14 protein-coding genes and 1 tRNA gene are annotated in these 23,855 nt (G+C 50.5%); 8 read left to right on the top strand and 7 right to left on the bottom strand.

All coding sequences use genetic code 11. From position 1 onward, the window contains the following. Positions 1 to 104: 104 nt before the first annotated feature. From LRP54_RS05105 to LRP54_RS05090, 4 genes are all read right to left on the bottom strand, one after another. Positions 105 to 177, bottom strand: a tRNA-Ala gene (locus tag LRP54_RS05105). A 458-nt stretch (positions 178 to 635) separates the two neighbouring features. After that, complete coding sequence (locus tag LRP54_RS05100; RefSeq protein WP_231235245.1) at positions 636 to 1,697, bottom strand: hypothetical protein; 1,062 nt, start codon at positions 1,695 to 1,697, stop codon at positions 636 to 638. Positions 1,698 to 1,921: 224 nt separating this feature from the next. Further along, complete coding sequence (locus LRP54_RS05095; protein WP_231235244.1) at positions 1,922 to 2,611, bottom strand: GNAT family N-acetyltransferase; 690 nt, start codon at positions 2,609 to 2,611, stop codon at positions 1,922 to 1,924. A gap of 87 nt (positions 2,612 to 2,698) precedes the next feature. Beyond that, on the bottom strand, positions 2,699 to 3,928 hold the full coding sequence (locus LRP54_RS05090; protein WP_231204190.1) for a molybdopterin molybdotransferase MoeA: 1,230 nt from the start codon (positions 3,926 to 3,928) through the stop codon (positions 2,699 to 2,701). Between the two features lie 347 nt (positions 3,929 to 4,275). Between LRP54_RS05090 and LRP54_RS05085 the strand changes: the two genes are divergently transcribed. From LRP54_RS05085 to mscL, 3 genes are all read left to right on the top strand, one after another. Further along, entirely contained in the window at positions 4,276 to 4,890 is a 615-nt protein-coding gene (locus tag LRP54_RS05085) for a 5-formyltetrahydrofolate cyclo-ligase (RefSeq protein WP_231235243.1), read from the top strand. 289 nt (positions 4,891 to 5,179) lie between these two features. Then, the gene (locus LRP54_RS05080) at positions 5,180 to 5,809 is read left to right on the top strand and encodes an SAF domain-containing protein (protein WP_231235242.1); all 630 of its coding nucleotides are present in this window, start codon (positions 5,180 to 5,182) and stop codon (positions 5,807 to 5,809) included. Between the two features lie 7 nt (positions 5,810 to 5,816). Continuing rightward, positions 5,817 to 6,212, top strand: coding sequence for a large conductance mechanosensitive channel protein MscL (gene mscL, locus LRP54_RS05075; RefSeq protein ID WP_331274805.1), 396 nt, complete (start codon positions 5,817 to 5,819; stop codon positions 6,210 to 6,212). 442 nt (positions 6,213 to 6,654) lie between these two features. Here the strand turns inward: mscL and LRP54_RS05070 are convergent, their stop codons facing one another. From LRP54_RS05070 to LRP54_RS05060, 3 genes are all read right to left on the bottom strand, one after another. Further along, entirely contained in the window at positions 6,655 to 6,969 is a 315-nt protein-coding gene (locus LRP54_RS05070; RefSeq protein WP_231235241.1) for a hypothetical protein, read from the bottom strand. Between the two features lie 12 nt (positions 6,970 to 6,981). After that, positions 6,982 to 11,115 (bottom strand): prevent-host-death family protein, encoded by a 4,134-nt coding sequence (locus LRP54_RS05065; protein ID WP_231235240.1) that lies wholly within the window; start codon positions 11,113 to 11,115, stop codon positions 6,982 to 6,984. A gap of 154 nt (positions 11,116 to 11,269) precedes the next feature. After that, positions 11,270 to 14,659, bottom strand: a complete 3,390-nt coding sequence (locus tag LRP54_RS05060; protein ID WP_231235239.1) for a bifunctional proline dehydrogenase/L-glutamate gamma-semialdehyde dehydrogenase — start codon at positions 14,657 to 14,659, stop codon at positions 11,270 to 11,272. 520 nt (positions 14,660 to 15,179) lie between these two features. On the opposite strand from LRP54_RS05060, the gene LRP54_RS05055 reads away from it, so the two are divergent. The 5 genes from LRP54_RS05055 to LRP54_RS05035 all read left to right on the top strand — a co-directional run. Beyond that, positions 15,180 to 15,737 carry a DUF5067 domain-containing protein gene (locus LRP54_RS05055; protein ID WP_231235238.1) on the top strand — a complete coding sequence of 186 codons (558 nt, stop codon included), beginning with the start codon at positions 15,180 to 15,182 and terminating at the stop codon, positions 15,735 to 15,737. A 383-nt stretch (positions 15,738 to 16,120) separates the two neighbouring features. Further along, positions 16,121 to 17,938: an ATP-binding cassette domain-containing protein gene (locus LRP54_RS05050; RefSeq protein WP_231235237.1), complete on the top strand. Its 1,818-nt coding sequence runs from the start codon at positions 16,121 to 16,123 to the stop codon at positions 17,936 to 17,938. Then, positions 17,935 to 19,887 carry an amino acid ABC transporter ATP-binding/permease protein gene (locus LRP54_RS05045; RefSeq protein WP_231235236.1) on the top strand — a complete coding sequence of 651 codons (1,953 nt, stop codon included), beginning with the start codon at positions 17,935 to 17,937 and terminating at the stop codon, positions 19,885 to 19,887. Before LRP54_RS05050 ends, LRP54_RS05045 begins: the two co-directional genes overlap by 4 nt. A 145-nt stretch (positions 19,888 to 20,032) precedes the next feature. Further along, entirely contained in the window at positions 20,033 to 20,482 is a 450-nt protein-coding gene (gene rpiB / locus LRP54_RS05040; protein WP_231204172.1) for a ribose 5-phosphate isomerase B, read from the top strand. 692 nt (positions 20,483 to 21,174) lie between these two features. After that, positions 21,175 to 23,855 (top strand): hypothetical protein (locus LRP54_RS05035; protein ID WP_231235235.1); only part of this gene is annotated, 2,681 nt, incomplete at its 3' end.

Below are 23,855 nucleotides of genomic sequence, written 5' to 3'. Positions count from 1 at the left end.
CCACATATGCCAAAAGCTGCAAAAGTCCTAATTTGCGCAACTTGCTATTTTCCGCTTTATTTCAATGAAAACCCCGTGATCTCAACGAAATCACGGGGTGATTGTGGAGCTAAGGGGATTCGAACCCCTGACCTTCTCATTGCGAACGAGACGCGCTACCAACTGCGCCATAGCCCCAAAGGAACTCACCCATCTTAGCACTGAAGTAACCACGGGGTGAATTCTTCACCGTTTCTTTCGTCATATTTCGACACGTTATACATACCTTCAAACGGCATCGAAAAATATAAGTCCGGCCACTATTCGGAGCGGACTGCTTAGCCTTGCGCAGTCCTATATTTCACGCTTAAAGCCAGCCCCCTATTCGGGCTGCCTTCGTCAAATGCTTCGTCATCTCCGATGGACAACCTCAAACCCACACCCCTGTTCAGACCGCTTGCTTCGGCACTATCCCCCTACTTGGGTACGATATTTCAGCGATCAAATCACGACCACCGTTACTTGACCACGATCCGAGAAGTTCGTTAACTCGGGGCTACAGAGCACATGGGCACCGCCAAATGGGAAACGACTCTGATGTGGCATATGCGCTCTGGCCCGCACCAGACACGAGCACCGTTACTTGAGCACAATACTTACTGAGCGCGACGAGCTTCTAGGACAGCTTCAAGGCCCAAACGCACAGCCTGGTCTGCCACTACTTCCTCGGTGGTTTGTGTGGGCGCAGATACCTGCCCAATCGCAACAGGACGCACAGGTACGCGAGCGCTGACTTGAGGAATACCCCTCATATCCGTATCAACATGAACCATGCGTCCTGCGACACGGCTACGAGTCGCATAGGTGGGCGCAGGAATCGGTGTCACTGACCATGTCATTCCGCTCGTTGTGGCCGCGCCTGTTTCTTCCTCAGATTGACGTGCGATAGCGGGTGCTGCGTCTGAGGATTCTTTCGTTTCGTTTTCGTCGTATTGGTTTATGCCTGTTTTTCCCGTATGCGTTTGTGAGGTGCGCGTGACTACTTCATCGATTGTGCGCGCCGTTGATTGGCTGGTTTCCTTGATTTGTTCAGTCGAAACATTGGTGACAGAACCATTGATTGTGTAGGCATGAGGTTCCGCAGTCACTTCGTGGGAGGCTTGGTCACGTAGTTCTCGCAGGCGCGTAATTTCAGCCTGATTGTGACGTTCGGAGCGCATAGCAGCTACACGTGACCACGTTAAAGCCCCTACCAAAGGAAGCGTTCCTGCCAGCGCCCATGCCCATGCAAGGGAACCCAACACAGTTGATATACCTAAGATAACTGTCAGTGCCGCGCATATAAATGTCACGATCATGCGGCGTTGTCCTCCTGCCGCTTCACGTGAAAGTCGCGCGGCGCGCTCGGCACGTAGTCGCGCAATTTCACGGACCACGTGAACGCGTGAGAATTGCGCGGATTGTGGTGAACCTTTTTCGTGTGCCATAAGGCCCCCATTGTGTGAGTGGACAGGGCGTGTTCCGTTAAGCAAAATGCCGTGTCCTGTTGTGCAGCTTTCTTCGGTATGCGGGTGGGAGGTGTTCAGTAGTCGCATTTGCGGTGAGAATCTATCAATTTCACGTGATTGTGCGATTGCTGTTCGTCGGGTGACGAGGTAAGGAATAAGTGAGATAACTACCCCCAGTACTGCGACGATAAAAATTCCTCCATACTCCACACGTCACACGGTATTGCGTAGGAGGCATTGGATGAGGAAAAGAATCGCGCGTGTTGAGAGTTTCTTTGTGGTCTTTTCTGTGAAAAAATCACTTGTGTCACACGTGCCCCATTGGTCTCTCATACATCATCTGAAAGCCGTTTCATGATGCGTAGGCACACACTCCAAGCTCTGCCGCATAGGGCCGCCGAGACTGTTTGACAACGCGCCTACGCACGTCTTTCTCACGCAAACCCGCGCGCACGCATCAAAGCCATCACGTACCCGCCTTCAGGCATTGATTCTTGATCCGCATACCATGCCACGTGATCTGCCCATTGGCCAGCGATATGCAGATATCGAGGCCGTAGTCCCTCACGAATTAACCCAATCCGCCGACACAATTCTAAAGAACGCACATTTTCCGGGCGTACACACACTTCAACACGATGTAAACCCAATTCACCTAAAGCTAAATCCATCATCATCGCAGCACAGGAAGCTCCGATACCTCGTCCAGCTACTTTCGCTGATATCCAGTATCCCAGCGAGCCCATACATGCAGCGTCCCACTGCACGTTACTCAACGAAAACTGGCCGACAATTTCCTCATCGAGTTGAACCTGCATGAAAAGAGCCTGCGAGCGAGCTTGTAGCCGATCCGAGCGTCGAATAAATGCCGCCATTGACGTAAAAGGTTGATTGTTTTCCGGCGGTAAAGTAGCTTCCCACGGTTCCAACCATTGATAGTTGGCGCGCCGCACAGCATCCACACGCATATGGTCAGAACCCACAATAGGACGCATCACTAAAGTACGGGGATCTTCCTGCCCCTGGAAAGGGTGAATATATCCGCGTGCGACCGGTGAATCTACACGCAACTCATAGGTGCGCGGCGATTGCCCCCACACGTGTGTCCGACGGAAAAATCCCATGCGATATTTCCTCACCTATTGGCATGATGACTGACAGCGGCCAGTGACAGTTAAAAGCGACGAGGAAACGCCCCTCATGCTTTTCTTTTATTCAAGAACCATGCACTGCAGTTCATCACCGGCACGCACATTCGTTACTTCTTCTGGAACAACGGCTAAAGCATTTGAATCTGCCAATGCGGATAAAAGCAAGGAAGCCGGAGCGCCCATCACTTTCGCTTGGTAACCGCTGCGAGGATCACCCAGTAAACGCACTCGCACAAATTCGCGCCGACCACGAGGGGAATACCATGAACGATCAACACGTGCGCGAACGCTCGGGCGACTTAAAGCCGTCCACCCTTGCATATGACGTAAAGCTGGACGCACGTACACTTCAAAACATACTTGAGCTGAAACAGGGTCACCTGGTAGACAGAAAATGGGGACGCCGCCACTCCCATCCGTATTTACCCCTACTGTTCCCACACCAAGGATGTGGCCGGGCCAGGCTGCGACATTATCAAAGCGAACAGTACCCAACGCACCTAACACTTCACGCACGGTATCGCCTGAACCGTAGGAGATTCCACCGGTTGTGAGAATCAAATCTGCACGAACAAGCTGGTCTTCTATGGTTTCACGCAGTGCTTTACGTTCGTCAGGAACCGCAGCGACACGGAAAGTCTGAGCACCTGCATCTGCGATAGCGGTTGATAACGCGTGACCGTTCGCATCAAAAACAGTGCCTGGACGTGCTTGTTGACCTGGCTCAACAATTTCATCTCCGATTGAAAGGATGACTACGCGCGGACGGGGGTGAACTAAAACACGCGAGCGTCCCACTCCCGCAAGTAATGCGACTTGGCGAGCGCCAACACGCGTTCCTTTACGTAAAACAACCCGGCCTTCTTCAACATCTTCAGCGCGGCGACGAATATTTTCACCGACTGCGGGCTGGGTACGTGCTGCCACCTGCGATATACCGTGATCGGTGAAATCGAGCGCAAGTACCGCATTGGCTCCGGCGGGCATAGGAGCACCTGAGGCGATACGGATAGCGTTGCCTGGTATCAGCGCAGCAGGATTCACGTCACCGGCACAGACTTCTTCGATAACTGGTAAATGGATGGGAGCATCCGGACGTGCTCCTTCCAGGTCAGCGGCGATGACCGCGTATCCGTCACAACCAGCAAGATCAGCTACAGGCAGGTCAAAAGGAGCTTCCACATCCTCAGCTAGGACGCAGGACACTGCGTCTGCGAGTTGGACATCGAGGGGAGGTTGTTGACTGACAGCGGCGATACAATCTTGATAAAAATCAGCAACAGTACGCATGTCGTCCTTTCAGCTTCTGTGGGTTCAGTGGCTTTTGTATTCACTTTGACTAAAGCATGTTTTTCAGTGTCGAGCATAAGTTTTTAAGGGGAAGGACCGGGTTGGTTTCGTTATCTTTTGGTCCTGTGTGTCTTGAAAAGGTATCCCCATCCCTACGCCGGTTGCTTCAGTGGCCGCGTATTGATGTGTGTGGCGGCCAATAATTGGGAATATTCTTTGAGGTTTTACTTTCGTTGCGGGCGAGAAACACGTTCCTTCGTTTGTAGCAGGATGTGCCGTGTGGCATACATGGTGAGCGTGTTCTGGCATAATTGCCAGACTAGCAGAGCAAAGTGAGGGGCAAAGCAGTGACACAGGAAAAGAACGTATTGCGGGCTCATTTTCGTGCTCTACGAAACAAGCGTATTCCTGATACTACTGAAGCTGACGCTCTCCTGAAGTTATGGCGTTCCTTATGTCATCAGATGCTTCTACCTGATTCAGAGGGTATTCCTACTGTATTTTTTCCTACTGCTCATGAACCTGATGTGCGTGCGATTGTCGAAAATTCACGTCCTTGTCTTTTACCTGCACTCGTTGATGATGAGGGGCATCCATACGATACTCCTCGCTGGGCTTTGTATGAGAGCGGTTCTGATGGTTGCCTATGGAAACCTGAGCGCGCTCCTGCACAACCTCGTGGAAATGTCATGTCGCCTACGACTATTGCTCGTTCCTTGATCGTTTTAGTTCCCTGTCTTGCTGTGGATTTATCTGGAACTCGTTTAGGGCAAGGTGGGGGCTGGTATGACCGAGTCTTACCTCATGTACCTCCTCATGTGCCCATTATTGCTGTCGCACATGATGAGGCGGTGTTACCTGCGGGTTTTTTGCCCCGTGAAAGGCATGATATTCCTGTACATGCTTTTCTCACACCGACCCGCTATGCGATTGTGAATAAATTGCGTGATCCGTTACTCTGATGCTCTTTTGCTTCCGCATTGAATTGTCCTTATCTGATCTTTCAGTTTCATATTCGGCATATACTTCACCGCAGGTGCGCCTTCAACGTGGGTAGTACTTCACCGCAGGTAAAAAGTAAAGATACTGAACTGCGATCTCCACCTAGTGAAAGCGAAAATCCTTTATCAGTATCAGGGAACACTGTGTTTTCATACCCTCTATCCACAGATGGCAATTCTGTACACCACTTTTTCCACAGAATGCTTATAAAAATCTCTGGTGTTCTTGGGGATATGCTCTGCTATTCCTATGAGGTTCTTACATACTTGGCCCCTTGTGCGGCGTTTCCTGTACGGGCTCACCATCGTGACGGCTTTGGCTGCTGCTCTTTATTTTTTCTGGCCTACGCAAGAACGTCACGTCCTCATAACTGCCCGTCCCCTTATCACAGGAACACGTATTGAAGAAGGCGCATTAAAAACCGTACCAGTTCCTTCTCGTTATGTTCCAGAGGATTTTCTTTCTCCAAATGCTGTCCTTCCTGAAATGTGGGATGGCATCTCCTTGAAAGCAGGGACAATACTCACAGAATCTCTTCTAGCAGCTTCTCCTGCAGGACGCGCTATCCCACCCGGCTTTGCAGATATTCCCCTGCTCATTGACGCGGCATATACCCCAGAACTTGAAAATGGGGACCTTGTAGATATCTGGGCTTTACCTTCATCATGCGATTCTTCTGAGTGCGCAGCCACACGTATCGCCCAAAATATTTACGTCGTATCTTCTGCTGCCAAAGAGGGAACGAGCTGGGCTTCTTCCGCTCAACGAAAAATTATCCTTCGCCTTCCCGGTAGCGACACAGAAAAAGTCTTAGGCTACGCTGGGGGCGGCATATTGAGCGTAGTTCTCCATTCGCGTGGAGGACCACCCCCTCTATAGAAAGAAAATGATGATGCTTAAAGGATTCCGAGATTTTATTTCCCGTGGAAATGTCATTGACCTAGCGGTTGCGGTTATCATCGGCGCTGCCTTCACTCCTATCGTGAATGCTGTCTCCAACCTCATCACGCAACTGATTGCTTCCATCATTGGCAAGCCAAGTTTCGATAATGTCCTTGAATTCACCATCAATGGCACCCTCATCCAGCCGGGCACAATCATTACCGCTATTGTGAACTTCCTGCTGATCGCTGGGTCAGTGTACTTTGTTATTGTTCTGCCAATGAATAAGTTCAAGGAACGCCAAGCAGCAAAAGAAGCTGTTGAAGAAGCCGCCGCAGAACCTTCAGCAGAAATTCAGCTTCTCACAGAAATTCGTGATGCTCTCACTGCAAAGAACTGATCTTTCACAAAGCCTCTACGAAAGCAGTATGGCCCACCACTTACCGCATGGTATTCGGTGGGCCTCACTTTTTGTCCCATACGTCTTTGTCCCATACGTCGCGCTTTATACTCGCATTTCCTTTCACGACTGGCTTATTTGACGTTCGGGATATCGTTGAGTGTACGGGGAGGCGCATTTCCTTTCACGACTGGCTTATTTGACGTTCGGGATATCGTTGAGTGTGCGGGGAGGCGCACTCCCTTTCACGGGTGGCTTATTTGGTGGCAGAAAGCGCTGTAAAGAAAGGGTTGTTCACACTCCCTTTCACGGGCGGCTTATGCTCACATAATCCTTTTATGCTCACACGCTTGTGCCTTTTCGTAGAAGCACCACGAGCACCCAGCACCATACCTCTCGCGCTTTAGCTGCCCTATCACAGTAGAAATCCCCACCGAAATACCTACAAAGGCATATGCCAGTGAGGGGGAACTTCCTCGCGTAAACGCTGCTCATTCCCACCCTGAGGCTCCCCTATTTTCCCTGTGCCACCAAGCGGGACCCCTACGTTCATTTCAGATACACGCGATAAACGAGCCGCAACATGCGCGGCTCCTGCACACTCATCCCATGACACAGGCAAACCATGTTCACGTAAACGCTGATCTACCTCACTGAGCATAACGACACGACGATGTTTCCGCGGCCCTTGAGCATACTGAGTCGCCCTGCCTGCCACAGCTCGATCACCTGCTATGGTTTCATTTTCCTGCGTCACGCCCTTGCCCCGTCACTCGTAATGATCCGCGTTCCCTTCAACGCCAGCATCTTGCTGCGATTCTTGCGAGAGTTGAGATGTAGGCGCAGTACGACGCACAACATTACGTAAAACAGCATCCGACTGAGCGCCACGCCGACGTAAATCTAACGCTGAACGTAATTCTTCAACAAGTTCATCATCTGTGCGTTCCACACCATCAGAACGTACCCACAGCGCTAATTCATCCAACTGGTCATCACCGTAAGCCGCTAAAGGTAAGCCCTGAGCAATAGGCGGACGTGGACTACGCGCAGACAGCGACGGAGTAACCACCAGAGGTTTTTCTGTTGGCAAAGCATGAGCCAACACTTCCTGTGATACTTCATCATGACGTAAGCGCAGACCATCAGCTTCACGTTCAGCCTGAGAAGGGACAACAGAAATAACTGTTTCCTCCACAATGTCATCATCTACCTGCGGTACTTCCACTTCCTGAATAAGTGAATCATTCACCTCATCAACAGCATCAAGAACCAGCTGAACAATAGAATCGGCTTCCTTCCCCGGATCAATGAATACCGGCATAGATAAAGCCGTGTACACCTTCCATCCTTGGGCTTCTAACATTGCAGGAAGCAAACGATCACGCATACGCAAAGACGGCTCCGCAACGTATTCTTCATCGTCAGTCAAAACTGCGACAAGTAGGCGACCCGGAACCTCAGGATGCCCAATAGCTAACGGAATACGTAAACCTCCGGGAATACCCACATTCGGCACTACTTCCAAGCCCATGCCATACAGACGCTCCGCTAAATCGACCAGTAAACGATCTGGAGCCGCTTCCAATGTCGGCCACGCATCATTCCCGCGCCCTGACTGCCCTTGAGCGATTTCTAGCAGGTCCACCAGCATTTGGGCACCCTGAGCGCTCACACGAGCACGATCAATTTCCTCAGAGCGAACAGAGGAAATAATGGTCATATCGCCACGGACACACGACAGTACGGCACACATATGCTTCACGCCTTGAGGCGTTGAGAAGATACCGAAATCATGCAGAATACGACCATGCGGGGTCTTTGCAAAACCAACAGAAATAATCACACGATCACGGCTCAGACCGCGCGCTTGTTGCGGGTCAACAACAACGAATGGTTCCACCACAGCCTGGTCAAAGAAAGACGCAACCCCTACTTCGGTGGCGATAGCACGGTGAATCGCATCCTTAATACGTTCTGCATGTCGCGTATTCAAAGCAATCACCATAAGGCTACGTTCAGGCTGTTCAACAGCGTGAGCCACAACGGATTCGACCACTGCAGATACTTCCTGCGACGTTGATTCCACCGCATGAGCACCGGGAGCAGGCATACCTGTCCCCTCCGTCCACAGGGCTGTTACCGGGGCCGTCGCAGTTGTCCAAGGAATTGGCACACCTGTATGACCAATACCGTGACGCGCCAATAGCAATGCCACTTGGTCGTTCAAACGTGTAGGCGCTACGCGAATATGCATCGTCGGTAAAACTGAAGCGATCTGCTGTACAGCCTCACCAACACGGGCAGAATCCACATCAGCGATCAAGACGACTTGTTCTGCTCGCGCAATAATTGGGATCAATTCCGCTAGGGGAAGCATGTCGATATCATCGAGAATCAGCAAGTCAATCCGTGCCTGACCTGGCAAAATCCACGGAACAAGTGTCGGAACTGTCAAGGCCACAGGAATAAGTCGCCTCACCAGAGGGTGTTGAGCGTATACATCAGCCGGATGAGCGTTGCCTGCAAGGACCGTTTGAATATCCGTTTGAGCGTCAGGCGCTCCAGCTAAAGCCGTGCGGCGCATACGACGAAGCTGACTAATGGTTTGCGGAGCAAGTGTTGCTACTTGTTCTTTATCAAGGTCACGGCCCTGTGCTAAAGCCGTTTCAAGATGAACAGGGTCAAAACCACCAAGAGACGGATCTGCAGCAATCATCAAAGCTAAAATTGAGGCCCACCATGCGAGGTCAAGTTCAGCGTCAATGTGTTCAGGCTGAATATGCCTCTGGCGTAAATCCTGCGTAAGGCCGTCCAGCCCTAAATCTGTGAGTGCTTTGAGGACGGCAACACGTTTCGGCAGTTCATGCGCCCCTTCAGGGTCAGCCGCCAGACGATCAAAGATACGGGTCACCTCATCTAAAGGCATACGTAACATTTCTGGGTGAACTGTCGAGAAAATAGGTGACAGCCATTCAAAATCGTCACGTACCTGCTGGGTAACTTGCAAGATTTCATCCATATGTTGCGGCAGAGTCGGCCAACCGTCTGCGTCACAGTGATGACGCCACACGTCACGTCGTTCTTGGACAAGCAAAAGCTCCTTGTGGAGGTCTTTCACTGTGATTCCTGGGCGCAGCATTTCTTTTGCTTGTTTGACAAGGCGACCCCGTGCAGCGCGAGACATGGAAATCCCATGACTGTTACGCCATTGCCGTGAAGCGGTGGCAAAAACCATATCGGCTGCGGAGCGTTCAAATATTTTTGGTTGAAAGACTTGAAGAACGTCACGTACTCCGGCGAACATAGCAAGCTGAGCTTCCCAAGCTGCCATTGATTCTGCAGGGCGGATCTTGGTTTCGCGGGCAACAGCAGCGATATATCCCTGTAAGGCTGGGAGGGTTTCTTTTGATAAGCGTTGAACACGTGTCAGGATTTCTTCGACTTGTTCATGTGAATTAATCACAATGCCTTTCCACGCGCCGTGCGTGGTTGAGCGAGAAAAAATTCCTAATGTCGCTGCCCGGTGCAGCAGGGTACGTGCTCGTTCGCCTCGGTCTGAAGCAATATCTAAAAGGACTTCTTCACGTAATCGTACTTTTGTGCGTGGTTTCGGATGTGCGCCTGTGAGGTCTGTGAGGACTTGAAGTGCATCAAAAGCGCTCACACCAAATTCGTGGAAGGGTTTATGTAAATGCGTCATGTGCTGCGAAAGCATATGTCGTACTTCAACAAGTTGCTTACGCATGTCATCTACTTGAGCGGGGTCTTCCACCCCTGTCGTATCAACGATTGCACCGGTTAAACGGTCACGCATAATGTCTGCGCTTTCGGTGCTTCCGTCAATGCGGACAGCAATTTCGTCAAGGCCTAGTTCACGTAATCGTGCTTCAGCTCGTGCTGTTCGTGAGGGGGAGCCTGCGATATGGAGGGTGGTTCGGCCGTGCGCTGCAGCGTCAGCAAGCAGGGCACCAAGTATTGTTCCACCGTCGGCTCCTTCAGGAACATTGATGACGAGGGAACGGCCTGCGGCCACTGTTTCTACAACGTCTTGTTGTTGGGGTGTCAGGTCACCTGCGCCGCGTTCTTTCCACGGGTCACGATCATGAGGATTTGGTTCGGGTAAAGGCGCGGCGAAGTTTTTTTGAGCTTCTACTTCCCCTGCAAGGGCGCGGATAAGTGGAGTGCTCAAAAGCGGGTTTGATTGGGTCAGTTCTCGAAGTAAAGTGGAAGCCGGATGCTCAAAGATTCCTAGAATCAGTTCATCTGTTAAGTTAAAGTTTTCTAAGCGTGAAGCTGCTTCACGTAGTGCTGCAAGAGCCTTCGTTGAAGAAAAACCGTGAACTGTTGTGGCTTGTGTAAGGAGTTTTTCTAAGTCGATGTGAACACCTGAAGCTGTTAAGGCCTCATGAATCACAGGAGCCAGTGTTGTTCCGGAGCGAAGCGTTAAAAGAACATCGTCCCCGTCTTTTTCTAAATGGAGTGGACGTAAGAATACGGCTGAGGACATGCGTTGCCCGTTTTGGGTCCATGAGGCTCTGCCGATTGATAAGTGGACGGGTCCTACGCCGTGATGAATGGTGAGGTCTTCTGCGCGCGCAATGATGGTGCGTGCCCGTTCCATTGCGCGTTGCTGTGATGCGGGTTCACGCACCAGATTAGACAATCGTGTCGTGTGATGCGCGTATAGTTGCGCTAATCCTCCGGGGTGGGCAGTACCGATTGTCAGGCGTGGCGCACTGTCCCCTCCCTCATCTGCGGTAATGCGCGCAAGATCGTCACGCCATTGCTCAATGGCGTTGTTCATAGCGAAAGGACGATCAGATGTCAGGCTTTTTTCAGTGGCCGCTGTATCTGCATGTCGCGTATTTACACTTGTTGGACGTGAAAAAAACGTAGGCACCCTTTAACGGTAGTGCGCCTGATTCATTCAGTCTCTTGGAAGCGCCGAGGAAGTACATTTTTAAGGCACATAAAATCCCTATCAATGTAAGAAGCGGGGCAGAGCCACGAAGGACCCTGCCCCACCGGTGCAAAGGAAAACAGAAGTATGAAGGTCAGAGAATTCCGTTGAGCAATTGCGTCGGATTACCGAAACGATGATTTGTTGCTGATACTGACTGTTCTTTCAGGAAAGGCAGCAGTTCAACACGACCACAGTGAGTCACCGGTTCAGAGTAAATAGCAACATCAACACTCCCCTGAACTGCTTGTGCTACAGCGTCAGCTTGCCCATCGAGTACACGGTAGCGCACACCGCGTGGGTTATGTGCCAAAGCCGCTGCTCGGTTCAGGAAAACCTCAGCGCTTTCCGTCAGCACATTCACCCCGTTTTCTTGTAGGAATTCAGCCATTGGGCGTGGCATCTCTGTGGCACATGACAGTACTGGTGTTGCGTCGACCGCTAACGCGCCTACCGCAAGAGCTATAGCATCGGTGAGATTATCACCGCCACGGATCACTACATTTTCTTCTGGCAGATATCGCAGGACGTTCTTTTCTACACCTAAAGCACAGACATCTTCAGCACAAAAATGCGTGGCGATAGCTTCCTCCATGCTTTCAAGCATGGCTGTTATACGGTCCGTATCTGCATGTGGGCATTGAGTAATGGCACTTAAAGTCTTGCGGAAGATCGGGATATTCAAAGAACGTCCTGCAGGTGCCAGTGGAGCATCTTTGACATGGCCGAGGCCGATCAGGTAGTTCGGTCCTCCAGCTTTCGTTCCGCTCCCCACGCATGAGCGTTTCCAGCCGCCGAAGGGCTGGCGACGCACAATTGCTCCGGTGATGGTGCGGTTGATGTATACGTTTCCAGCTTCGACACCTGCAAGCCAGGTTTCTACTTCGGTGGGCTCCAGCGAGTGGATACCTGCTGTCAGGCCGAAATCCACCGCATTTTGCCATTGCATAGCTTGCTCTAACGTATCAGCGCGCATAACACCAAGGATCGGACCGAAGTATTCTGTCAGGTGGTATTCGCTGCCAGGTTTCACATTGACGCGCACGCCTGGGCTCCACAGCGTATCACTGATCTGGCGTGGTTTGATTGCCCATGCTTCGCCTTCACCTAGAGTTGTCAGGCCGCTGAGCAGTTTGCCGTGAGGTGCTTCAACCATTGGCCCCATTTGCGCTGAAAGATCATCAGGGTAGCCTAGTTTCAAGGAACGAACCGCATCAATGAGCTGACGTTGGAAGCGACGTGAGTATCCGACAGAGCCTACGAGAATCACTAAGGACGCGGCTGAGCATTTTTGTCCGGCGTGCCCGAAAGCGGAAGCAACAACGTCTTTCACCGCGAGGTCGATATCTGCGTGCGGTGTCACAATGATTGAGTTTTTCCCTGATGTTTCAGCAAATAGGCGCAGGTTTGGTCGCCATGAGCGGAAAAGACGTGCGGTGTCGATAGATCCTGTGAGGATTACTTGATCGGATTTTTCAACCAGGGTTTGTCCGCACACGTTTTCAGCGGCAATCGCTAAGGCCAGAACGTCACGTGGTACACCGGCTTCCCACATCAGGTGAGCGATGTAGGCGCCAGTGCGTTGGGTCAGGTTCGCTGGCTTCAAAATGGCCCCTGAGCCTGATGCGAGAGCTGCAAGTACACCACCAGCAGGTATGGAAAGCGGGAAGTTCCATGGTGGTGTGATGAGCGTGGTTTTGACGGGTGTGTATTCAGCGCCTTCGAGGGCTTCAAGGTCAAGAGCCAGTTGCGCGTAATAGGTGGCAAAGTCAACGGCCTCAGAAACTTCCACGTCACCTTGATCGACAGCTTTACCTGCTTCGCTTGCGGCGACTTCGATGAGTTCTGCTCGGTGGTCCTCGAAAGATTGCGCGACGTTCCGTAGGATTTCTGCGCGTTGCGCTGCGGGGGTGTGTGCCCATTTTTGCGCGGCTTTTGCTACAGAGGCTACAAGGTTTTCTGCTTCTTCGGGGGAGTTCACGGTGTGTTCAGCAACAATATCTTCACCTAAACGTGAAGTTGTTACTCGGCGCGCGATGTCCTCTGCCCAGGCAATATTGGCGTGCAGTGATGGGTCTGTGTCGCGTGAGTTCTCAACACCGGGTAAAAGTTCTGTGCCTTCACAGCGATTTTGTTTACGACGAGGCCCGTGGATGAGTTTTTCCGCTTGGTCGGCAGCTCGGCGGAAGCGTTGTTCTTCAAGGAGGACCGTGTCGGCGGTGTCCAGGTCAAAAACATTCGACATGAAGTTGTCGGGGGTTGCATTTTCTTCGAGTCGTCGAACAAGGTAGGCCACTGCTACGTCGTATTCTTCTGGCCGGACAACTGGGACGTAGTACAGGACCGATCCTACGGTGTCACGTATTGCGTGAGATTGTGGTGTTGCCATACCTGAAAGCATTTCGAAGTCCACACCGCTGGTTACGCCGCGTTCGCGCATTGTTTCCAGTCCGAAGGCGATGGTAAAGAGGTTCATCCCTGCGATTCCAATATTGACTGCGTCCAGTCGTTCAGGTGTGAGGGCCGTATCGAGGACGGTTAAGTAGTTCGCGTCTGTGTCGCATTTGGAGGGTTGTACTGTGAGTTCCCAGCCGTGAATGATGGCATCGACTCGTTCCATTGATAGGTTCGCGCCTTTGACGATCCGGACTTTAATGGGAGCGCCTCCGCGTGCGCGGCGAGCTTGAGACCATTGTGTGAGGTAGTTGAGGCGTTCAAGAGTGTCAGGTAAATAGGCTTGTAGCACGATACCGGCGCGGTAGTGTAGGAATTCCTCCATATCAAGGATGCGTGTAAAGACATCGATGGTCAGGTCGAGGTCTTTGTATTCTTCCATGTCAAGGTTGATGAAGGTGTTTTTTTCTTTTGCTATCCGGTACATGGGGAGCAGTTTTTCAACTGCGTCTTTCACTGCTGCGGCGTGTCCGAAAGGCGCGTGTGGGCCAATAACTGCGGATACTTTCAGTGAAACGTAGTCCACGTCGTCTCGTTCAATGAGTTCTCGTGTGTCAGCCATACGGCGGGCTGCTTCTTCGTCACCGAGGACTGCTTCGCCTAGGAGGTTCAGGTTGAGTCGTGAGCCGTCTGCACGAAGTTTCGCTATTGCGCGGCCGAGTTTGTCGGGTGTGACATCGAGGACTAGATCTCCGACGAGGGCAGCGAATACTTTATTTGCTGTTGCGGCGGCAAGTTTGGGCGCTAAAGGAGCGAGGCGGCCGCCAATAGCTGCGGGGGCGCTCAGGTAGGAAGGTAAGAAAGAGGTGTCTTTCTGTGCGAGGTTTTTCAGGTGGGCGGCTGCGACTTTTTTGTCTTCAGGTCGAATCACGTCATCAACGAAGGCGACGGTGTATTCGAGGCCGCCTGGGTGGTCGAGTACTTCCGCGAGTAGTTGCGCAGAGCGGGGTGTGGGATATTGCCGAGATGCCTCGATCCATGCGTGAGCTTGTGTAACTGCACGATCGATTCGATCGGACAAGAAAGACATCTTTGACCTCCTTGAGGGGAAACGTACTTGTCCACTATATACCGCAATCTAGATTTTTTGGGACTTTCAGCCCATGAGATTCTTCCAAGTTTTTGCGTACTGTTTCACAGGGCCTGAAATAATCTCGTCGTTACATACTCGCTCAGACAGCGTTCTTACTTTGTTCTTACTTTCCCGTACAGCGAAAAAACACTATACTCACTAACAGCCCTACGCTTTGAGGGCTTTTCGACCTCGGAGGATAACAATATGAGTACCCCCCCCTGTAGTTCCTGAGAGCGGTGTTTCACCAACGTATAGCAATGGAGCTACTCACAAGTCAACAACCGTTTCTGGAATCGCTGGCCTCATCCTTGGCATTCTTGCGCTAGTCATCAGTTGGGTTCCGATCATTAATAATTTCGCTTTCTTCCTTGGCGGGATTGCCCTGATCCTTGGCATTGTCGCTGTCATTGCCACTAAACCACAAGGGAAGCGTCAAGGCAGGGGCCTTGCTATCGCAACTGTTGTCGTAGCTGTTTTGAGTATCGCAATCACCCTTGGCACGCAGCATTTATTTGCTAAAGCATTGAACTCAGCAGCAGAGTCATTGCAGTCCTCTGTTTCTGCACGAAGCACCTCAGCTCAATCAGATAAAGCGGAGTCTACTCCTGCCGAAAAACCAGCCAACACTGCAGCAAAGACCGCTTCTGACGCTGAGGCTGCTGAAGGTGATGTTGCTGACGGCAAGTACCACATCAAGATTACTTCCGTTACTAAGTCAGTTGCTGACCATGAATCAAAGCCCACTGTCGCTGTGGGGCTGGAAGTAACGAATAATCAGAAGGATAAAGAATCCAATATTTTTGATTACCGCATTCAGGTCTTTCAAAATGGTGTTGAGTTAGATAGTGCCATCTATTTCAGTGAAAAACCTGAAGGTTATGATGCTACCGACATGATGAAAGAAATTCAGCCGGGCGGAACATTGGGCTTTGTGAAAGGCTACGTGCTCTCAGATGAAACTTCACCGGTAACTGTGAAGATTTCAGGGACATTCTCTGGCGATAAATTCTCCAAGGAATTCCCTTTGCAGTAGCAATTGTCCACGTGAGCTTCCGTGTTTTCAGTTTCTTGGAAACACGGAAGTTTTTTATATATCAGCTCGCAGGTATGCGCATATGTCAAGTCTTAGTCTTTGTGACATTGTTCAGACACTTTATTACGGAACGTCAGAATAGCTTTTGGGCACTATCGCGTGGCTCATTCAGACGATACCCTAGGAAGGTTCGTACTGAGGGTAACCATAGCCTTGTATGTAGATACGCAGAAAAATAGGTAAGTCCTTACTGCCTCTATCGCACCGGCGCAGGTCACCCTCCATAAGGCCCACATGTGAACGCTGAGGACACGCCTCATTTGCACGCGGCTATAGTGCGAGCGCCCCACCATTAGGTGATTGATTCCAAGGGAGACACTGAAATGCCTCGCAATGGTACGCATATGCCGGCGGCAAGCTCATCTGCTCGTCATGCGTTTTCGTCTGATTCTGCTGCTAGAACATCTTTGCCTGATACGAGTTCAGCAAAAACTCCTTTGCATCCTTTAGTTCAGGGGATTGTTCCTCGAAAAGAAAATTTCCGGCAAATCGCGTACCGATGGGTCACAGTTTCAGCTTCCTGCTCCCTTGCGGTTCTTGTTGGTCAGGGTCTTGATTTCATATTGCATGGGTATTCTCTGCCCTTTTTCTGGTGGTTGCTCGCCGTCCTATCCGTTAGTGTCGCGGGTTGTGCTGGAGCGTTGGCTACTGCTCATTCATTGCGCACACAATCGCATACGGAGCGAGTATTTCGAGAGTTGAGCCAACGCGCATGTTTCACATTAGGGCCGTTGCGTATCCGTGAACGTGCGGGACAAATCCTTGATCTTGCAACGAATGGAGCTATGCGGGCGGCTCGTTATCGTGGTGGTTTCTTGTCGGCAACTGTTGCTTCTTTAACTTCCCCTCTGATCGTATGTATCGCAATTGCTGGGACCGTGGGGCTCATACCTGCGCTACTGATGGCGGCCCTCATCATTATTGGCCCTATTCTCGTGCGAATTTTTACTCATACGACAGCGCGCACAGGTCAAAAATTCCGTGAATCGCAGATGAAGCTCAGGCAATCATTTTTGCAGGGTATCAATGCGTTAGAGTCACTGGTTTATGCTGGCGCTGGCAATAGTTACGCTGATTCTTTAGCGCAAGAAAATGAGCGTCACCGTATCCGTATTATGAAGTTGCTTGCTGGTAATCAATTATTGATTTTCTTCATGGATATTGTGTTTTCATTGGCAGCATTCGTACTGGTTACTGTGCTGAGTGTTCGCGGGATCTCTGCTGGAAGTTTGAGCGTCGGGCAAGTCCTGTCTTTCTTTATTTTGACTGTGCTTCTGGTAGCTCCTGTTGATCTTATAGGCCAGTTTTTCTATATCGGTATCGGGGGGCGTGCCACTCAAAAACAGTTCAGTGCTTTCTTATATGAAGCAGATGCTGTTCCTCGTGTTGCACGTGAAAATGTTGCTTCCGCTGCTGGTGTTTCCTCTCAGAATCAGCACGATAGGCCAGCAGATTTTTCTTCTGAGCCACCTGCTGTCTTTTTGCAGGATGTGACAGTTTCTTGGGATGAGGCCCCTGCGCTACTTGAAAATGTGACGTGGGAAATTGTCGAGGGCCAAAAAGTGGGGCTGGTCGGCCCATCTGGAATTGGGAAATCAACGCTTTCTTCCCTCATACAAGGGTATATTCAGCCCACACATGGACAGGTTTACATACAGGGTGACGATATTACTACTCTGACACGTCGCGTTTTGGCTCAACGGATTGCTGTTGTTGAACAACGCACTTACCTGTTGAATGACACCATCGCAGAGAATCTGCGTTTAGCTTCTCCACAGGCCAGTGACGCTGAACTATACGAAGCGCTTGATTATGCGAATCTTGGCGATGAGGTACGTGCTTTCCCCCACGGTTTGAACACTGTCATTGGTGATCGTGGTTCTCGTCTGTCAGGTGGGCAAGCTCAGCGTCTTGCTATCGCTCGCGTATTCCTCACACATGCGCCACTTATCATTTTGGATGAGCCAACATCTCAAGTAGATCTGACCGGTGAAGCGCTGATCGTCAACGCTTTACAGCGAGTAGCCCATCAGCGCACTGTCCTGATGATTGCGCATCGGCAAAGCGCACTTGCTGACGCGGATCGCGTCTATGCCCTCAGTAATCGTTCTTTGACGGAAGTTGATGGAGCCCAGTCATGAATAAGAACCTTCAAACCGCTTCTGAGCGTAGTTCGCAGATGTCCATTTTGGGGTGGCTGCTCACCCGCACTGGTGGCGTTCGTTTCATGTGGGGCTTGTCAATCTGTGCGCGGATAGCAAATCAGCTGCTCATGACCGCTATTCTCGTGCTGGCCAGTTTTTCTGTGTACAAGGCCTACTGGGATTATATTGGGACTTTCTCATCTGAAAGTGTTTTTGCGTCACGTGGGAATGTGCCGCTTTCCTCGTTACACGAAGCTCTTTTATCTTTACCTTTATCTGCCGTGCTGATGTGGATGCTCGGCCTGTCACTGGTCAAAGCTTTGCTGCGTTACCTGGAACATTACGCAGGGCATTGGGTTGCTTTTACGATGTTGGCTCGGTTGCGCACCGAATTTTACCGAGCGATTGTTCCGCAAGCTCCTGCGATCACGAAAGGTAATGCTGCCGCCGAACTCAGCGAACGCGCTACCCGCGACATTGATCGCGTTGAGGTCTTTTTTGCTCACACTATTCCACCGGCTTTATCTGCCATCATTGTCCCCACGATTGTCATTGTGTGGGCAGGAAATACCTACGGTTGGGTATATGCAGTAATCATGGGAGCAGCTTCGCTGCTGATGGTGTGTTTACCATCTGTGGGACGACTTCTTTCTTGGCACGACCAGCAGCTTTTAGCTGAATGTCACGCTCAGATTGCTACACACCTTGGTGATTCCATTCAGGGGGTGCGTGAAATCTTGAGTTTCGGGGCGGAAGATCACCGGCTTTCTCAGTGGCGACACGCAGAAAAACAAGCTGAGGCTGTTCGTCGTCGTATTCGTTTACGTTCGAGTGTGCGTTCTGGCCTTCTGCTGAGTGTGGAATTGGGCGCTCTTATTGCTCTTGTAGGGGCTTTCAGCGCCTATGCTGCTCCCCTGTCCCAAGGGGCGCCTTTGTCCGAATTGGCTTTACATTTTGTCTCGCTTCTTTTGATGTGGGTGTCGTTGTGGGCGCCTTTGCGTGGAGTCGATGATTTCGTTGATGGCTTAGATGAAGCCATTGCATCAGCTGAACGTGTTCGCCGTACCATTGAAACCCTTCCGTTGGTGACCGATAAGCCGCCGGTAGACGATAAGTCGCGTTTTTCTGGGGAAAATAGCGTAACGAATTCCTGTAACAGCAAGGGTGGGGCTGCTGTGTCACCTTCTCTTTCTGATTTTCCTAGCACAGATACTGAGCCGGGCGCACCTGTGATGGCGATGCGTTCTGTCTTTTTTAGTTATGACGGCCGTACAGAACATGTGCACGATATTTCTATAGAATTACCTGAAGGCTCATGGACGTATGTTGCTGGTGTTTCAGGTAGTGGGAAATCAACGATCGGCGCACTTTTAGCACGTGGTTGGGATCCTGAACGTGGCTCAATTACGTATCGTGGGATTGCATTGTCTGATTATCCGCTCGCACAGTTGCGCTCTCGTGTGGCTCTTGTCGCGCAAAGGCCGTCGCTTTTATCAGCTTCTGTGAAAGAGAATTTATTGCTGTCCAATCCTGACGCGCATGAGGACAAACTGTGGGAAGCTCTCCATGTTGTCGGTTTAGACCAGTGGGTTCGTTCCCATACGGATGGTTTGCTTCAGCCTATTGCTACTGAGGGTGTGAACGTGTCGGGCGGCCAAATGCAGCGGTTGGCTATTGCACGTGCTTTGGTTTGCGCCCCTGATGTGCTGATTTTAGATGAGGCGACCAGCCAGTTAGATGAGGAAACTGCGCGTCTTATTCGGCAGCGTTTACGTCAAACGTATCCTCGTTTGACAGTTCTTGAGATTTCGCATCATGTGAACCGTATTCCTGATGAGGCCCCTGTTCTTGTTATTGATGCAGGTCGCCTTGTTGAAAATGGTACGGCCGCACAGTTACGCGAAATTCCTGGTGGTTTTTTCCAGCGCTTATTGATACGGGTATGACAGGTCATTGTTTTCGTTTCTTTGAGGGCACTCACGTCCTCAACGACGTGTCTATCCGTTGAAGGGGCGCCCATCCAATACGCTGTCACACGGAAAGAGCGCTACAGAGCCTCATGTATTGCATATTTGAGTGAAAGGACACCTCATGAAAATTGTTTTTGGCGCTGACCATGCCGGAGTGGAACTGAAAGATTTTTTGCGTGAGTATGCGCAGCAGCTCGGTCATGAAGTGATTGATATTGGCACTCATGACGATCAAAGTGTCCACTATCCTCTTTTTGGTCGTCAAGCCGCTGAAGTGCTTGCCGCAGGTGAAGCTGATCGTGCGGTGATTGTGTGTGGCACAGGGGTCGGTATTTCTTTGGCTGCAAATTCTGTGCCGGGTGTGCGTTGTGTAGTGTGTTCTGAGCCTTTTACGGCGCAGCTATCTCGTCAGCATAATGATGCGAATGCTCTGGCTTTGGGTGCAAGGGTTGTTGGCCCTGGACTTGCCGCGATGATTATGGATTCGTTCTTATCCACGGAATTTGAGGGGGGCCGTCACCAAATCCGCGTGGATATGCTCATTGAGTATGACAATACTTGCGGCCAGTAATGTGACCTTAAAATACCCTCACGGGCCTTCCTTTCATATTAGGTAAACGTTTTTTTGAGGTCCTGCGTGAAAGTGAGGCCACCATGAGGGTCACGTAGCGTTCCGGCCAAGCGTGATACTATCAGCTTGGCCGTTGCTGCTAATCATTTTCCTATTATGCACACATAATAATCTCATTGTAGCTTTAGTGGATATTCATATCAGATGAGCCAGAGCCTCTGTATGCGCATCGCCGCATTTCACCACTGCCTTGAGTCATGACGCTTTACCACACGTGAACAAAAGTCCACGTCATTTCCTCATATTGACATCCTCAGGTAAGCCCCTATAAAAGCTGGCGCGATACGTTTTCTTTAGCCTCATTACCACCGAGCGGGCACCCTGCTACGCACAATACGCAATACGCAATACGCAATACGCAATACGCAATAGACCATACTCGTTATTCGCGAGCATAATCCGGCTCATTTTGACACATTTCAAACTTTCGGCGGACATATTTCCTCCTGCGAAATGCACAGAAGGAAGAATCAAGCCCCTCTAGCACACTAAAGCCTCAACAAAAAGATCAAGGGGCAATAATTTTGTGGATTTCGTCATTGAATGAAAAAAAAAAATGCCCTGTAGCTTTAGTTTTCAAGTAAAGTATCACTGTATTAAATCTTTTTCCTTGCTAGTTTTCGGAGTCTTCATTGAGAACTCGATCTATTACCTACACGACGTGTATCACTATTGCACTCGCTTTTGTCGCTTTATTTCTTTACATGCGACCAGCTTTAGCTGAAACAAATGTCAGTACCGAACAAGAGCTTCGTGAAGCTTTGACGCGCGGCGATAGCTCTATTGCTTTATCTAGCGATATCACCATCACCAGCCCCCTGGTTTTCACAGCAGGTACTTCATCTCTTGACTTGGGTGGTCACACTTTGAGTCTGGGTGCTCGTATTGACAACATGTTCGAAGTCTCATCTGCACAAGCAACTTTATCCGTGTCACATGGAACTATCGATGGGCGCGCTCAGGGACGTTTATTCTTTTTGACCGATGATGCGACCCTCAATTTACAGTCCGTTACTGTGGAAAATGGCTCTACCCAGCTTTTTGACAAGAAACTGGAGGACGGCACAAATAAGCAGTTCTATGACGGCGGCGCTGTATATGCTTTGCACGCAAAGTTGAATATGACGGACACAATTTTCCAAAACAATTCAACAAAAACTGATGCTCCCGTTCAGGAAGCAGGGAAAACACCTGCAACAAATACGCATGGTGGGGCAATCTATTCAGGAACCTCAACGATCACCGTTCACGGCGGCAAATTCATCAATAACGTCTCAGGTAAAAATGTCAGCGGCTATTACGGTGAGGGCGGCGCCATCAAAATGGAAGGCGGCTCCCTATTAACCATTAATCCTGACGCTAACGACGAACGAACAGTTTTTGACAAGAACCACACCTTCAAGAGCAGCAATGGCGATGGCGGCCTCCAAGGTGGAGCAATTGAGGTAACAGGGGATGGCACTCGTGTCAATATCCAACGGGCTGATTTCACTGTGATCGGTGGTTTTGACACAGGTGGCGCCATCAAATTTGAAGGTTCTGGTACTTCTTCGACGCATAACATCATCGCGGATTCCACATTCACGCTGGTAGGTAAACAATTGCCGCAGCAGCCTGAGCCATCAGGGTATTTTGGTACTTCTGGCGGCTCGATTATGACTGAAAACTCCTACGTCACTATTGAGCGTTCAACATTTACGATGAAGGACATTCCTTCCGTTGCTTTTGCTGGTGGCCATATTGATGTTGTAGGTGGCGGTGAACTGAATCTCTTTGATTCACGCCTCAGCGGTAATGGTGTTGGATGGAATGAAGCCTGGCGCTCATCTGCAAAATATGGTGGCGCACTTGCATTTGAGAATGGGGCATCCGCTCGGGCGCATATTCGTGGAACAACTTTTACCGGTTTCACGACCGATCATGTTGGTGGCATCATCGCTGTTGGTCACCGCACAGGTTCCGATCTTGGGGCTTCACTGGGTCAGACAAGCGTTCGCCTTCTTCTGGAAAATTCCACTCTGAGCAATTCGCGTGCCTACACGTGGAACGCAAATAGTGCCGGTGCTGGCCTGTACATTGCAGCTGGTTCTGAAGTGGAAATTCGTGGTGGAAGCATTACGGATGCTCAGGCAAATTACGGTGGCGCGGTCTACAACCTCGGAAAACTCACCTTAACGAATAAGGCTCGTATTATCAGCAATAATGCCACGCAGATGACTGCCGGCATTTTCAATGACGGTTACCTCAATGCGCATTCCGCTGAGTTTTCAAATAACTCAAAAACAACTGACGCATTCTTTGCAGGGGGTAATCATGAGCTGTCATCAGGAGAACACTCAGGTGGCACCATTTACGCTCGTAAAGATGTCATTATCGGATCAGATGCCAAGTTCTCAACAAATGCTCGCGATGATGTGCGTGTCATCGAAGGGCAGTCGAGTGTGATCCTGTCGGGTCCTCGTACCTCGCAGGTCAATGTATCTTTGTCAGAGAAAGAAAATGCTGCTGGAGGCGGTTTCTTCTCTCGTTTCTTCGGTGAGAATGCTCATCGCCATGTTGGATATTTAGTTGCTCGCGGCCTCACGTCGTCAGATATCCTCTCAACTGAGTCAACACCTGCTGACATGGCATCGAATTACACGGTGACCCCAGCAGATGCGCAATCATTCCATTACGTATCAAATACCGTGGAATCGTCAAAGATTGCCGCATATGGCGATCATACGGGTATTGCCTTGTGGGATTATGTCTTTGATCCTGATGCTTCCACCGTTGTTCTGGGGCAACGTGCCCGCATGGTTTACCATACGAATCATGCGGATGCAACCATCACTGATGGTGTTGCTGATTCGGATCCTGCGGGTCAAAAACTCAATCAGGATTACACTTTCTATGCCACTGGCAAGGTTTCCATTGATAATAAGCCAGCAACAGAGCTCACTGTTATTGATTCAAAGCCGACCCTTCGGATAGATGGGAAGAAATGGGATTTCCGTCATTGGCATGAGCCAAGCGAAAAAGGTAATCCTTTATACAACTTTGATACAGCGACTCCTAGTGACGCTTCACGCTACAATTTTGAAGAGCGCACATTCTCACATGAGTGGAATCCTGCCGGTAATGAGATCACCGATATTTTGAATGTTGCTGCTGCGAATACGCTTCACACGTATGCGGTGTACCAGCCAACACGAAATATTGTGGTGTCAAAGGTGTGGAATGTGACAGATGATTCCCACAAAGCCGAGGTCACTTTCGTCCTCACTGGCGGGGATACGCCTGTCGAAAAAACACTCGCCGCCGGCGAAACAAC

The sequence above is a fragment of the Schaalia sp. lx-100 genome, from assembly GCF_021083625.1.
Classification (GTDB): Bacteria; Actinomycetota; Actinomycetes; order Actinomycetales; family Actinomycetaceae; genus Pauljensenia.
The sequence above is the reverse complement of the archived record's forward strand: the minus strand, read 5'-3'. Positions and strand labels throughout refer to the sequence as shown.